Origin of the sequence: Pseudoduganella violaceinigra DSM 15887 (assembly GCF_000425385.1) — a bacterium.
GTDB classification, from domain to species: domain Bacteria; phylum Pseudomonadota; class Gammaproteobacteria; order Burkholderiales; family Burkholderiaceae_D; genus Rugamonas; species Rugamonas violaceinigra.
Genome location: NZ_KE384358.1, coordinates 447,732 through 460,897, shown reverse-complemented (window position 1 = coordinate 460,897; position 13,166 = coordinate 447,732). Strand labels below are relative to the sequence as shown.

The window sequence follows — 13,166 nt, the reverse complement described above, 5'->3', positions numbered from 1 at the left end:
ATTAGCGGGTGAGCCGCCCGCCACGAGCGGGCGGCGCAACAAATACACAAGATACGGAGTAAATAACAAATGGCACAAATCGAAGTCAAAGTTCCACAACTGTCGGAATCCGTCGCTGAAGCGACCCTGCTGACCTGGCACAAGAAAGTCGGCGAGGCAGTGGCCCGCGACGAAAACATGATCGACATCGAGACCGACAAGGTGGTCCTGGAACTGCCGGCGCCAGCCGCCGGCGTGGTTGTGCAAGTGATCAAGGCCGACGGCGCCACCGTGGTTGCCGGCGAAGTCATCGCCATCATCGATACCGACGCCGCTCCAGGCGCCGCGCCTTCCGCACCGGCTGCCGCCGCTGCCCCAGCCGCCGCCGCACCTGCCGCTGCCGCCGACAAGTCCGGCGTGGCCATGCCAGCTGCCGCCAAGATCCTGTCCGAAGCCGGCATCGCCGCTGCCGACGTTGCCGGTTCCGGCAAGGACGGCCGCGTGACCAAGGGCGACGCCCTGGCTGCCGCCGCCGCACCGAAACCAGCCGCTCCGGCACCGCTCGCGCCTGCCGCGCCGAAGGCACAGCTGCAGAAGGTTGCCGCGCCGTCCGCCGCCAACCTGGGCGACCGTCCGGAAGAGCGCGTGCCGATGAGCCGCCTGCGCGCGCGTATCGCCGAGCGCCTGGTCGAATCCCAGTCCACCAACGCCATCCTGACCACCTTCAACGAAGTGGACATGAAGCCGGTCATGGACCTGCGTAACAAGTACAAGGACAAGTTCGAGAAAGAACACGGCGTGAAGCTGGGCTTCATGTCCTTCTTCGTCAAGGCTGCCGTGCACGCGCTGAAGAAGTACCCGATCCTGAACGCTTCGGTGGACGGCAATGACATCGTCTACCACGGCTACTTCGACATCGGTATCGCCGTGGGTTCCCCACGCGGCCTGGTGGTGCCTATCCTGCGCAACGCAGACCAGATGAGCATCGCCGAGATCGAGAAGAAGATCGGCGAATTCGGCCAGAAAGCCAAGGAAGGCAAGCTGACCCTGGAAGACCTGACCGGCGGCACCTTCTCCATCTCGAACGGTGGCACCTTCGGCTCCATGCTGTCGACCCCGATCATCAACCCGCCACAATCGGCCATCCTGGGCGTGCACGCCACCAAGGACCGCGCTGTTGTCGTCGACGGCCAGATCGTGATTCGCCCAATGAACTACCTGGCGATGTCCTACGACCACCGTATCATCGACGGCCGCGAAGCGGTCCTGGGCCTGGTGGCCATGAAGGAAGCGCTGGAAGATCCTGCGCGCCTGCTGCTGGACCTGTAAAACCGGCTCCGCGACTTTCGCCGGCCAGTGTCGGCCCCTGCGGGGCTGACACTGGTGTACCGGTTTAACTATTCGACGAGAGGTCACATGAGCGTCTCCGAAGAACTGAAGCGCCTGCACGAACTGCACCAGGCTGGTGCCCTGAGCGATGAAGAATTCGCCCGTGCCAAGGACAAGCTGCTGCAAAGCGGCGGCAGCCAGCAGGCCGGCGGCGACTTCGCCACCGAAATCGGCAAGCTGCGCCGCGCCAGCCACGACCGCTGGCTGGGCGGCGTGTGCGGCGGCATCGCCCAGCAGACCGGGATCGAATCCTGGATCTGGCGCCTGATCTTCGTTCTGGTCGCAACATGTGCCGGCTTCGGCGGGCTGATTTACATCCTTATGTGGATTTTCGTCCCTACGGACGACCAATGATTGGGAAAATACATGAGCAACAAACAATTTGACGTAGTAGTTATCGGCGCCGGTCCTGGCGGTTACATCGCCGCCATCCGCGCAGCGCAGCTGGGCTTCTCCGTAGCCTGTATCGATGAATGGAGCAACGAAGCCGGCAAGCCAGCCCCAGGCGGCACCTGCACCAACGTTGGCTGCATCCCATCGAAAGCGCTGCTGCAATCGTCGGAACACTTCGACCACGCATCGCACAGCTTCAAAGAGCACGGCATCAACGTGGAAGGCCTGTCCTTCGACGTGGCCCAGATGCTGAAGCGCAAGAACACCGTTGTGAAGCAAAACAACGACGGCATCCTGTTCCTGTTCAAGAAGAACAAGGTCACCTTCTTCCACGGCCGCGGCGCGTTCGCCGGCGCCGCTGGCGCGGAAGGCTACCCGATCGCCATCTCCGGCCCGACCACCGAGACCATCACCGGCAAGCAGATCATCGTCGCTACCGGCTCCAACCCGCGCGCGCTGCCTGGCGCCCCATTCGACGAGAAACTGATCCTGTCGAATACCGGCGCCCTGAACATCGAATCCGTACCGGCCAAGCTGGGCGTGATCGGCGCCGGCGTGATCGGCCTGGAACTGGGCTCCGTATGGCGCCGCCTGGGTTCCGAAGTGACCGTGCTGGAAGGTCTGCCGACCTTCCTGGGCGCAGTCGATGAGCAGATCGCCAAGGAAGCGCACAAGCTGCTGACCAAGCAGGGCCTGTCGATCAACCTGTCCTGCAAGATCTCCAAGGTCGAAGCGGGCAAGGACAACGTCACCGTCGAGTACACCGACGCCAAGGGCGAAGCCCAGAAATCCGTGTTCGACAAGCTGATCGTGTCGATCGGCCGCACCGCCAACACCATCGGCCTGGGCGCCGATAAAGTGGGCCTGGCTGTCGACGAGCGCGGCATGATCACCGTGGACGAAGACTGCAAGACCAACCTGCCGAACGTGTGGGCGATCGGCGACGTGGTGCGCGGCCCGATGCTGGCGCACAAGGCGGAAGAAGAAGCGGTTGCCGTGGCCGAGCGTATCGCCGGCCAGCATGGCCACACCAACTTCAACACCCTGCCGTCCGTCATCTACACCCATCCGGAAATCGCTTCCGTGGGCAAGACCGAGCAGCAGCTCAAGGCGGAAGGCGTGGCGTACAAGGCCGGCACCTTCCCGTTCCTGGCGAACGGCCGCGCGCGCGCGCTGGGCGATACCAACGGCATGGTGAAGTTCCTGGCCGATGCAACCACCGACGAGATCCTGGGCGTGCACATTGTCGGCCCGATGGCTTCCGAGCTGATCTCCGAAGCGGTTGTGGCGATGGAGTTCAAGGCTTCGGCGGAAGACATCGCGCGCATCTGCCACGCACACCCATCGCTGTCGGAAGCGACCAAGGAAGCGGCGCTGGCTGTCGATAAGCGTACGCTGAACTTCTAAACCCGGAAAACCGGTAAACCGGTGTCGGACCCGCGGGGTCGGACACCAGGGCCCGCGACAGCCGTGTCATAAAGTGTCAGACCCCGCGGGTCTGACACTGGTTTACCGGTTCAAACAAGATGAATGTCCAAGAGTTTTACCAGCACGCGCTCACGCAGCGCGACTTCAAATCCGACGCCGCCCAACAGCGCGCCGTCGACCGCCTGCAGCAGTGCTACGACGAATGGGTCGCCTACAAGTCCCAGCGCTCGAACTCCTTCAAACGCCTGATCAACCGCCCGACGCCTCCGCGCGGCGTGTACATGTGGGGCGGGGTAGGGCGCGGCAAGTCCTTCCTGATGGACTCTTTCTATTCGGTGATCCCGCTGGTGCGCAAGACGCGCCTGCACTTCCACGAGTTCATGCGCGACGTGCACATGCAGCTCGATGAGCTGCGCGGCGTGGAAGATCCGCTGGACGAAGTGGCGAAACGCATCGCCAGGAAGTACCGCCTGATCTGTTTCGATGAATTCCACGTGTCGGACGTGGCCGATGCCATGATCCTGTACAACCTGATGAAGGCGCTGTACGACAACGGCGTGTCCTTCATCATGACCTCGAACTACGAGCCGTCCACCCTGTACCCGGACGGCCTGCACCGCGACCGCATCCTGCCCACCATCGCCCTGCTGAAGGAGCGGATGGATGTGCTGAATGTGGACGCCGGCATCGACTACCGCGGCCGCGCCCTGGAGCAGGTGGATGCCTATTACACGCCGCTCAACGCCGACACCGACCGCCACCTGCGCGAAGCCTTTGCCCGCGTGGCGGAAACGGCCGATGAGGACCCGCGCATCCAGGTCGAGGGCCGCGAACTCAAGGCCCTGCGCCGCGCCGGCACCATCATCTGGTTCGATTTCGCCACCTTGTGCGGCGGCCCGCGCTCGCAGAACGACTACCTGGAAATCGCCAGCCGCTTCCATACCGTGATATTGTCCGGTATTCCGATGATGTCGGCCGGACAGTCGTCCGAGGCGCGCCGCTTCACCTGGCTGATCGACGTGTTTTACGACCAAAAGGTCAAGCTGATCATGTCGGCCGAAGTGGAGCCGGAAGAGCTGTACACCTCCGGCGTGCTATCCAACGAATTCCACCGCACCGTGTCGCGCATCGTCGAGATGCAGTCGCGCGAGTATATGGAAAAGGAACAGCGCGGCGCCGCCGAAAAGCTGTCCTGACAAGGAGAATAATTTGAAGAACCTGATCTGGCTGGCCCTGTTGCTGCCCGGCGTGACGCTGGCGCAGGACATCGGCGCTCCGGCAACGCCGGATGCCGCGCGCACCCCGGAAACCCATTCCATCGAACAGGCCGATGCCCGCCTGCTGCAAGTGAAGAAGGACCGCGAAGCGGTGGAGGCGGAATTCAGCACCAGCGAAGCGCTGTGCTACGAAAAGTTTTTCGTCAACGCCTGTCTCGACAAGGCAAAGGAGCAGCGCCGCATGCGTCTGGCCGAACTGCGCTCGGTGGAGGTGGAAGCGAGCCACTTCAAGCGCCTGAACGTGGTGGAAGTACGCGACCGCGAGCTGGAGGACCGGGCCCAGAAGGATGCGGCGGAAGCGGCCTTCAACGCGGCCAACCCGAAGCCGCCCAAAGCGTCGCCGGCGGCCAGGCCGCTGCCCAAGCCCGCCGCCGTGTCGGTGGAGCAGCGCCAGGCCGAGCATGACGCAAGGGAGCGTGCCCGCCTTGCCCGTGAAGCGGCCGACGCGCCGAAGCACGCGGCCCAGGCCGTGGAGTTCGAGCGCAAGAAGGCCGAATCCGAGAAACGGCAGGCCGAAATCAAGGCCAAGCTGGCCGAAAAAGAAGAGAAGAGAAAACGCCGCGCCGAATCGGCGCAAAAACCTGAAGCCAAGCCGGAAACCCAGCCTGGCAGCAAGCCTTAAACCGCCTTGCGCATCTTCTGCACGGTGTAGTTCACCGGCTCCTTGGGCAGGGCGACCAGCTTGATGATGGCCATCGAGCAGTTGTCGCCTTTGCCCTGGGCGCGTTCGCGCGCCTTGTTGATCAGGATTTCGGCCGCCTCGCGCGGCGACTTCTTGGCCACTGCGGTGGCCAGTTCCACGTCAGCGAAATAGGACCATAAGCCGTCCGAGCAAAGCAGGAACGCCTGTCCGGCCTTCAAGTCTTCCTGTACGCCGAAGCTGACAAACGGGGCCCGGTTCTTGTTGCCCAGGGCATTGGTCAAGAGCTTGGCCTGGCGGTGCTTGCGTGCCGCTTCTTCCGGCAGTTTGTCGTGCTCCATCAGGTGCGCCACGTAATCGGCATCGCTGCTGCGCGCCAGGCATTCCTTGTTGTCGAAACGATACAGTCGCGAGTCGCCGACCACGCCCCAGACGGCCTGGCGCTCCGGCGTCAACACCATCAGCACCATGGTCGACAGCGGTTCGCTGGCGCCGGTGCGGGGATCCATCACGAGGATCTCGTGTACATCGTGGGCGATTTCACGCACCAGTTCTTCCAGCCGCGGCAAGCTGACGACTTCCGACGCGCGGTATTCGTCGAACAATTGCTTGGCCGTGTGCAGCACCTGTTCAGAGCCTGTGGCGCCGCCGCTGATGCCGTCGGCCAGCACGGCGAGCACATAGCCCGGTGCCTTTGGCGCGGTAAACAGTGCGACGCGGTCATTTTGTTGGGGCCGGCTACCGAGATGTTGCGCGGTTCCGGCCTCTATCTTGTACATGCTCATAAGGACTTGACAGCTTCTTTCCAATGACTACCTGAGTTAAACTATGCACCTGTATACAGTTTCGTTGCAAGTATAGCCTGTTGTCCACGCGAAACTGTAAGCAAACGTTAATCGAACTTGCCAGAATGATAATCCATCTATGGTCAACAAAGAAGAGATCCAGCGCCGCATTATAGAGCTCGATGTCGAGCATCGCGACCTGGACGCGGTCATTGAAATGTTGACGCTGGATGGTCACCACGATCAACTTCAGTTGCGCCGGCTCAAAAAGCGCAAGCTGCAATTGAAAGACTATATCACCCTGCTGAAAATGCAATTGGTGCCCGACGTACCGGCCTGAACAGGCCACTCTCTTCCACGACGAACTTGACAGATCCACAACAGCCGACCGCCGAACCCGGCGCGCCGAACGAACCGGTTTTCCCTCCGGGGGCGCATGACGCCGATATTGAGCGCTTGTTTGGGCCCGGCGGCCCCCTGGGCCCGGCAGTGGGCGGTTTTCGTCCGCGCAAATCGCAGACCGAGATGGCCAAGGCGATCGCCGACGCCATCGACAAGCAGCAGACCCTGATCGCCGAAGCCGGCACCGGCACCGGCAAGACCTTCGCCTATCTGGTGCCGGCGCTGCTATGGGGCGGCAAGACCATCGTCTCCACCGGCACCAAGAATCTGCAGGACCAGTTGTTCCTGCGCGATATTCCGACCATCCGCGCTGCGCTGCAGGCGCCGGTCTCGGTGGCGCTCTTGAAAGGGCGTTCCAACTACCTGTGCCACTATCACCTGGAGCGCACGCTGCAGAACGGCCGCATGACCTCGCGCGAGGATGTGGGCCACCTGCGCGAGATCTCGCGCTTCCTGAAGATGACCAGCACCGGCGACAAGGCGGAGCTGGCGCGCGTGCCGGAAAATGCCCTGGTGTGGAACCTGGTGACCTCCACCCGCGAGAACTGCATGGGGCAGGAGTGCCAGTACTACCAGGACTGTTTCGTCATGAAGGCGCGCCGCGAGGCGCAGCAGGCGGACGTGGTGGTGGTCAACCACCACCTGTTCTTCGCCGACGTGGCGCTGAAGGATACCGGCGTGGCCGAGCTGCTGCCGTCGGCCAACACCGTGATCTTCGACGAGGCGCACCAGCTGCCCGATACCGCCACCCTGTTCTTCGGCGACAGCATCTCCACCTCGCAGATCCTCGAGCTGTGCCGGGACGTGCTGGCCGAGGGCCTGGCCCATGCGCGTGATGGCGCCGAGTGGGCCAAGGTCGTCACGCCGGTCGAGAAGGCGGCGCGCGATCTGCGCTTGACCTTCACGCAGGACATCGTGCGCATGTCGCTGCCGCAGATCGCGCCGTCCAGCGATTTCTTCCCGGCGCTGCAGACGCTGAAGGACGAGCTGATCGACATGGTCGCCGTGCTGGAAAAGAACGCCGAGCGCGCCGAGACCATCGAGCAATGCCGCGTGCGCGGCAACGAACTGTCGGCCCGCCTGGAAGCCTGGAAGTTCGATCCCAAGGCCAAGGTGGTCCCGGGCGAGGAGGCCGTGTTCTGGGTGGAGGCCTTCCAAAGCTCGCTGCAGCTGCACAAGACGCCGCTGTCCATCGCGCCGATCTTCAACGGCCAGCGCGAAGGCGTGCCGCGCAGCTGGATCTTCACCTCCGCCACGCTGGCGGTGAAGAACGACTTCACCCACTTTGCCCAGCAGCTGGGCTTGGAGAACGAAGTCGCGCGCAACTGGCCAAGCCCGTTCAACTATGAACAGCAGGGCATCCTGTACGTGCCGCAAGGCCTGCCCGACCCGAACTCGCTGGGCTACACCGACGCCGTGCTGGATGCGGCGCTGCCCGTCATCGAGGCGGCGGGCGGCCGCACCTTCCTGCTTTGCACCACGCTGCGCGCCGTCAAGCGCGCCGCCGACCGCCTGCGCGATGAATTCGACAAGCGTGGCCTGAAGTTCCCGCTCTTCGTGCAGGGCGACCGCGGCCGCACCGAGCTGCTGGACCAGTTCCGCAAGGCCGGCAACGGCGTGCTGATCGGCTCCCAGAGCTTCTGGGAAGGCGTGGACGTGCGCGGCGAGGCGCTGTCGCTGGTGATCATCGACAAGCTGCCGTTCGCGCCGCCGGACGATCCAGTGCTGGCCGCGCGCATCGAAGTGATGGAACGCCAGGGCCTGAACGGCTTCATGGGCCACACGCTGCCGGAAGCGATCATCAACCTGAAGCAGGGCGCGGGGCGCCTGATCCGCGACGAAGGCGACCGCGGTGTGCTGATGCTGTGCGATCCGCGTGTGATCTCCAAACCCTACGGCCGCCGCATCTGGCAAAGCCTGCCGCCGTTCAAGCGCACCCGCGAAGCGGCCGAGGTGATCGCCTTCTTCAGCGGCGACGCCGCTTAAGGGATGGTTGCCGGCGCCGCCCCGGTCAGCAGCCAGGCGCCGATAGCGCGGTAGACTTGCGACAGCTGGCCATGCAGGCCGTGCGCGCTTTCGCGGCTGCAGTCGCGCGGGGTAGCGATGGACACGGGCGGGAATGCCGGGCTGTCGGCCACGATCAGCGGATAGAAGCGCGCCTTCGGGTAGCTGTCGCGGAAGGGCAGGCAGGCGTCGCGCTTGTGGTGCACGCCGAGCACGGGCCGCTTCAGGTGCGGCGCTTCGGCCCATGCATCGGCGCTGGCGTTCACCAGCACCACTTGATCCACCGTCGGCAGGCGGTTCGCCACATGGGCGGCCGAAAAGGCGCCATTGCTGCTTCCCATCAGCACGATGCGCGCCTGCGGATGGCGCGCCCGCATGAACGCCACCACCGCGGCGATGTCCTGCCGGTGCGCGGAGCCCTGGCGGTCGTCCATCGTCAACACTTCATGGTCGCTGGCGGTGTCCACCGCAACCATGGCGCCCACCTGCTGCGCCATCTGGCGCTGGGCCCCGTACAGGGTATCGGGATCGGTCGGCAGGCTGCCCGGCCAGACGCCCAGCAGGCCGCGCTGGCCCGTGCCGCCGGCGAGATACAGTACCACGTGGCTGGCGGCGTGCTCGCCCGTCATTTCCAACACCCTGACCGTGGCGCCGGGCCGCGTGGGGATGTCCAGCAGGACTTCCCCGCCCAGCGCCGCCGTGCCATGCAGGGCCAGCGCCAGCAGCGCCATGGTGCGTAGAGCCATTGCTCGCCTCCCAGCAGATTGGTGAATGGCCATTTTGCCAGCAGATGCAATAGAATCCTTAAAAATTCACCAACTATCAGGAATGGCCATGAAGCTGACACGCGCGATGCTCGACGACGCGGCACAAGAGGGCTTGCTGGATGCGAGCCAGGCGGGACGCTTATGGCACTACCTGCTCGAGCGCGAGCAGCACACGCCCGGGTTCAAGACGGCGCATATCCTGTATTACCTGGGCGGCCTGATCGCCATCGGCGCCATGTCGCTGTTCATGACGCTGGGCTGGGAGTCGTTCGGCGGCACAGGGCTGTTCCTGATCTCCATCTGCTATATCGCGGCTGCCATCGGCAGCGTCGAATGGCTGCGTGCGCGCCAGCTGCTGCTGCCGGCGGGCGTGTTGGCCGCATTCGCCGTGGTGCTGGTGCCGTTGGCGGTCTACGGCCTGCAGCATATGCTTGGTCTGTGGGCGGACGGCCAAGCCGGCGATGCCTATCGCAATTACCACTATTACATCGACTGGCGCTGGATCCTGATGGAACTGGCGACGCTCGCCGTCGGCGCCGTCGTGTTGTGGCGCTACCGCATGCCGTTTACGGTGATGCCGCTGGCGGTCACGCTGTGGTACATGAGCATGGACGTCACCGCCATGCTGCTGGGCAGCAGCCACGGCTTCTTTTCGCAGGAGGGTAAAGTCATTTCAGGGCTGTTCGGCATCGCCATGACGCTGATGGCGCTGTGGGTCGACCTGCGCAACCGCAGCGGCAAGGACTTCGCGTTCTGGCTGTACGTCTGGGGTGTGCTGACGTTCTGGGGCGCCTTGTCGTCGATGGATTCGGGAAGCGAGTTGGGCAAGCTCGTATATTGCATGATCAACCTGCTGATGATCGGTATCGGCGCCGCCTTGTCGCGCCGTGTATTCGCCGTGTTCGGCGGCTTCGGCCTGGCGGGCTACCTGGGGCATTTGTCGTACACGGTATTCAAGGACAGCCTGATGTTCCCGGTCGCGCTGACGGCGATCGGCATTGCCATTATCGCCGCTGGCGTATTCTGGCAGCGCCGTGAAGCCGCCATCGGCGCCACGCTGCGCCAATGGCTGCCCGGTCCGCTGCGCCTGCTGGTCGAACGCCGCGCCGCATGACGATTACGTTCGGCTTCCGCAAGGCGCAGGAGGCGCCCATGCTTGACCTGTAAATCCCGCCGCGTACCAGGGGACGGGCGCTTACGACCCGGTCCAATATAAAGCGCATCTGTTGGAATTCTTCGCTGCTCTTTGAGTAACTTGCACGCCCTTGAATTCGATTGGCGTGCTGTGATTTCTTGTATATTCTTCATCAATCTTTTATGTCAAATGAAGAGCTTAGCGATGAAGTACAGCGTGATATTCGCCGTGCTGGCATTGGGCGCCGCTCCCGCCGCGCATAGCCAGTGCTGCGGCTACGGCATGAGCTACGACAATGTCGTGGTGTGGCCGCAGCCGGACTTGCGCGTCCCGGTGCCGACCAGGACGGAAGTGAAGAAGGCTCCGCCGATCCTGCCGAAGTCCAAGCCGGCGATACAGGCCAATGCGCGTACGCTGGCCCAGCACTTCCCGCCTGAGAAACGCGCCGAGATGGAAAACATCTATGTCAAGAGCATGGACGTCTACCTGCAGGTTGAAAAGAAGCTGGGCTGGACTCCGCGCGATATGGCGGGCGGCTTGGCCGCCTTCCTGGTGGGGAACTACATGGTGCTGAAGGGCGTGGAAGTCTCGGACGAGGAGTTCGCCGCCGTCGCCAACCAGATGCGCGCCCAGAACAAGCTACAGGGCGTCAACACGCGCGCCGAAGCCGACAAGGTGCGCGACGTGTTCGAGCAAAGCGCCATGATCGGCGCCTTCATGGCGCTGGCCTTCAAATCGAACCAGCAGCAGCCGCAGCCTCCCGCGGTTTACGAAAACCTGCGCAACGCGGCGCGCGAAAACCTGCAACTGGTGCTGAAAGGCGATCCCTCCAATTTGCTTGTCGATAAAAACGGGATGAGGTTCCAATGACGATCTTTATCAAAAAACTTTGCAACGCATTTATTACGGACGCCGTCGTTAAACGCGGTATCGGCGGGGTGGCGGGGCGCCAGGTTGAGGCCATCGGCACCATGATGGGCGGCTTGTGGGTGGGCGGCACCGTCACCGTATCGGCCGATGCAATTGACTGGATACCGAACATCATGAATAAGGCGGTGCACGACAATCTGCAATCGGTGCACATTTCCTTGCGCGAGGTGCGCGCCGTGCGGCGCGAATTCGGCATCCTCACCGGGATCGTCGTGGTTGAACTGGAGGATGGCGGCGAGTTCCGCTTCCGTTGTTTTAACGCGCGCAGCGTGGCGGAGAATATGTCCGACTTGCTGCCAAGTCAGATGCTCTCCGCATGAAGTTGAACATTACGCTGAAAGCCCTGCTGCTGGCGAGCGCCTTGATGGCAGGACAGGCGGCCCAGGCCCAATGGCTGGGCCAGGACTACGCAACGTTCGGTGTTCCGTTGGTCAATTTCGGCAATATGGCCGCGATGAACAACAATTCGATGAACACCGGGAAGCACACGCACTCTGACACCGATTCGCGCTCTGCGCGCGCGTCGGCGCCGCCGGCGGTGCAGCGCAATGCGCAGGAACTGTCGAAAGTGTTCCCGGCGGCGAGCCAGGCGAGCATGCGGCAAGCCTTCCAGCAAAGCATGGATGTCTACCAGCAGATCGCGGAGAAGATGGGCTGGCAGCGCAACGACCTGGATGGCGCGATGGCTGCTTTCATCGTGGGCAATTACATGGTCTTTGCCAATCGCGACGTGCAGGATGCGGAATTTGCCGCCGTCGCCGAGCAACTGCGGCGGGGCGCCGGCACGCGCCGGCTGGCCGAAAGGCAAAGCGCTGAATCGATCCGCGACCTGTACGAGAAAAGCGCGATGGTGGGCGCCTTCATGGCCCTTGCCTACAAATCGCAGCAGCAGAAATCGCAGCAGGAACACGTGGCGGCCAACCTGCGCAATAGCGCGCGCGAGAACCTGAAGCTTGTTTTGGGGACCGATCCGGAGCGCCTGCGGATCAGCGAGCGGGGTGTTATGCTTGCCGAATGAGCATAACCCCAGCCCAAACCATGTCATTGGCCGCCGCGGCCTACCTGTTGGCTGCCTGCGTCGTGCTTGGCCGCCGCAAGGCCGGTTACAGCCATTGGGCGCATACGATCAGCGAGTTGGGAGAGACGGGCGCGCGCGACCAGGGCTTCGTGGCGTTCGGCCTGTTCCTGCCGGTGGGAGCGCTGCTGCTGGCAGTCGCCTGGCTGGCATCGGCCAGCGAGCCTGTGAGCGCCGCACTGGCCGGGTGTATCGCGGCAGGCTATATCGGTGCCGCTCTGTTTCCCTGCGATCCGGGCTCGCCTGGCTCGGGCACCGCGCGCCAGGCCCTGCACAATCTGGCCGGCGGCATTGAATACGTGGGTGGCGGCATCGCTCTCATAACATTGGCGCGCGGCCATGGCCTGTTGTTCCAGGCGGCCGGGATTGCCGTGATCGGCTGCGGCATCCTGATTGGCCAGATGCGGTCGACCGGCTGGCGCGGCGCCCTGCAGCGCCTGGCCGAAGCCTGCCTGTTCGGCGGGCTTTCCTGTGCGCTGTATTCATGATGGCGGAACTGCCTTCCGATGCGTTGTTGCAGCGCTACCGCCTGCAGGGCGACTATACCGATTGCTTCGCCATCGACGTACCGGGGCAGGTAAGCCATGCGGCCTTTGTGGAAGCCTTCTACACCAGCGCACCATTCAAGCTTGAGCGCTTGTTGCTCGCCTTATGCGTCGCGCGCCCGTCGCGCGATGTGGAAGCCCGAGCCCTGGCGAACGGCCAACGCGAAGAATTCGCCGCATGGTCGGTGGAAGGGCGCGCGCCGAATCAGTTGCTGATGTGCGATTACGCGGGCAGCACGCGTTCATGGCTGATGGCGGCACCGGTGGGGCAGGGGACGAGGCTGTATTTTGGCTCCGCCGTCGTCAGTGCACGGCAGGGCCGCGCCTTCCGCGCCCTGCTGGGATTTCACAAGCTTTATTCGCGCATCCTGCTGCGGGCCGCTGCTTCGCGCGCGTGCCGGGCGGGATAGTCGCACT

General features: G+C 63.5%; 15 protein-coding genes. 13 read left to right on the top strand and 2 right to left on the bottom strand.

Features of this window, described 5'->3' with window-relative positions:
* Window positions 1-69 precede the first annotated feature (69 nt).
* From odhB to H597_RS32415, 5 genes are all read left to right on the top strand, one after another.
* Window positions 70-1,308: a 2-oxoglutarate dehydrogenase complex dihydrolipoyllysine-residue succinyltransferase gene (gene odhB / locus H597_RS0124720; RefSeq protein ID WP_028104461.1), complete on the top strand. Its 1,239-nt coding sequence runs from the start codon at window positions 70-72 to the stop codon at window positions 1,306-1,308.
* An 87-nt stretch (window positions 1,309-1,395) separates the two neighbouring features.
* The gene (locus H597_RS0124715) at window positions 1,396-1,722 is read left to right on the top strand and encodes a PspC domain-containing protein (RefSeq protein WP_028104460.1); all 327 of its coding nucleotides are present in this window, start codon (window positions 1,396-1,398) and stop codon (window positions 1,720-1,722) included.
* 12 nt (window positions 1,723-1,734) lie between these two features.
* On the top strand, window positions 1,735-3,168 hold the full coding sequence (lpdA, locus tag H597_RS0124710; RefSeq protein WP_028104459.1) for a dihydrolipoyl dehydrogenase: 1,434 nt from the start codon (window positions 1,735-1,737) through the stop codon (window positions 3,166-3,168).
* A 119-nt stretch (window positions 3,169-3,287) separates the two neighbouring features.
* Window positions 3,288-4,385, top strand: coding sequence for a cell division protein ZapE (gene zapE, locus H597_RS0124705; RefSeq protein WP_028104458.1), 1,098 nt, complete (start codon window positions 3,288-3,290; stop codon window positions 4,383-4,385).
* A gap of 13 nt (window positions 4,386-4,398) precedes the next feature.
* On the top strand, window positions 4,399-5,088 hold the full coding sequence (locus tag H597_RS32415; RefSeq protein WP_051294087.1) for a hypothetical protein: 690 nt from the start codon (window positions 4,399-4,401) through the stop codon (window positions 5,086-5,088).
* On the opposite strand, the gene H597_RS0124695 is transcribed toward H597_RS32415, so the two are convergent.
* Window positions 5,085-5,885, bottom strand: coding sequence for a PP2C family protein-serine/threonine phosphatase (locus H597_RS0124695; RefSeq protein ID WP_307580969.1), 801 nt, complete (start codon window positions 5,883-5,885; stop codon window positions 5,085-5,087). The two genes, H597_RS32415 and H597_RS0124695, sit on opposite strands and share 4 nt — an antisense overlap.
* Before the next feature lie 145 nt (window positions 5,886-6,030).
* On the opposite strand from H597_RS0124695, the gene H597_RS0124690 reads away from it, so the two are divergent.
* Both H597_RS0124690 and yoaA read left to right on the top strand, forming a co-directional pair.
* The gene (locus H597_RS0124690; RefSeq protein WP_028104456.1) at window positions 6,031-6,231 is read left to right on the top strand and encodes a YdcH family protein; all 201 of its coding nucleotides are present in this window, start codon (window positions 6,031-6,033) and stop codon (window positions 6,229-6,231) included.
* A gap of 26 nt (window positions 6,232-6,257) precedes the next feature.
* Complete coding sequence (yoaA, locus tag H597_RS32410) at window positions 6,258-8,279, top strand: DNA repair helicase YoaA (RefSeq protein WP_051294086.1); 2,022 nt, start codon at window positions 6,258-6,260, stop codon at window positions 8,277-8,279.
* Here yoaA and H597_RS0124680 read toward each other — a convergent pair.
* The gene (locus H597_RS0124680; RefSeq protein ID WP_161630641.1) at window positions 8,276-9,043 is read right to left on the bottom strand and encodes an alpha/beta hydrolase family protein; all 768 of its coding nucleotides are present in this window, start codon (window positions 9,041-9,043) and stop codon (window positions 8,276-8,278) included. The genes yoaA and H597_RS0124680 overlap by 4 nt on opposite strands.
* Window positions 9,044-9,131: 88 nt before the next feature.
* Here H597_RS0124680 and H597_RS0124675 point away from each other — a divergent pair, with 88 nt between their 5' ends.
* The 6 genes from H597_RS0124675 to H597_RS0124650 all read left to right on the top strand — a co-directional run bounded on the left by H597_RS0124675 (window position 9,132) and on the right by H597_RS0124650 (window position 13,159).
* Window positions 9,132-10,178: a hypothetical protein gene (locus H597_RS0124675; RefSeq protein ID WP_028104454.1), complete on the top strand. Its 1,047-nt coding sequence runs from the start codon at window positions 9,132-9,134 to the stop codon at window positions 10,176-10,178.
* 225 nt (window positions 10,179-10,403) lie between these two features.
* Window positions 10,404-11,069 carry a DUF6683 family protein gene (locus H597_RS0124670; protein ID WP_229632239.1) on the top strand — a complete coding sequence of 222 codons (666 nt, stop codon included), beginning with the start codon at window positions 10,404-10,406 and terminating at the stop codon, window positions 11,067-11,069.
* Entirely contained in the window at window positions 11,066-11,449 is a 384-nt protein-coding gene (locus H597_RS33560) for a hypothetical protein (protein WP_051294085.1), read from the top strand. The genes H597_RS0124670 and H597_RS33560 overlap by 4 nt, the downstream gene beginning before the upstream one ends.
* Entirely contained in the window at window positions 11,446-12,147 is a 702-nt protein-coding gene (locus H597_RS0124660; RefSeq protein ID WP_035375092.1) for a DUF6683 family protein, read from the top strand. The genes H597_RS33560 and H597_RS0124660 overlap by 4 nt, the downstream gene beginning before the upstream one ends.
* Window positions 12,144-12,692, top strand: a complete 549-nt coding sequence (locus H597_RS32400; RefSeq protein WP_083941267.1) for a DUF998 domain-containing protein — start codon at window positions 12,144-12,146, stop codon at window positions 12,690-12,692. The genes H597_RS0124660 and H597_RS32400 overlap by 4 nt, the downstream gene beginning before the upstream one ends.
* The gene (locus H597_RS0124650) at window positions 12,689-13,159 is read left to right on the top strand and encodes a hypothetical protein (protein WP_028104451.1); all 471 of its coding nucleotides are present in this window, start codon (window positions 12,689-12,691) and stop codon (window positions 13,157-13,159) included. Before H597_RS32400 ends, H597_RS0124650 begins: the two co-directional genes overlap by 4 nt.
* The last annotated feature ends 7 nt before the right edge of the window (window positions 13,160-13,166 follow it).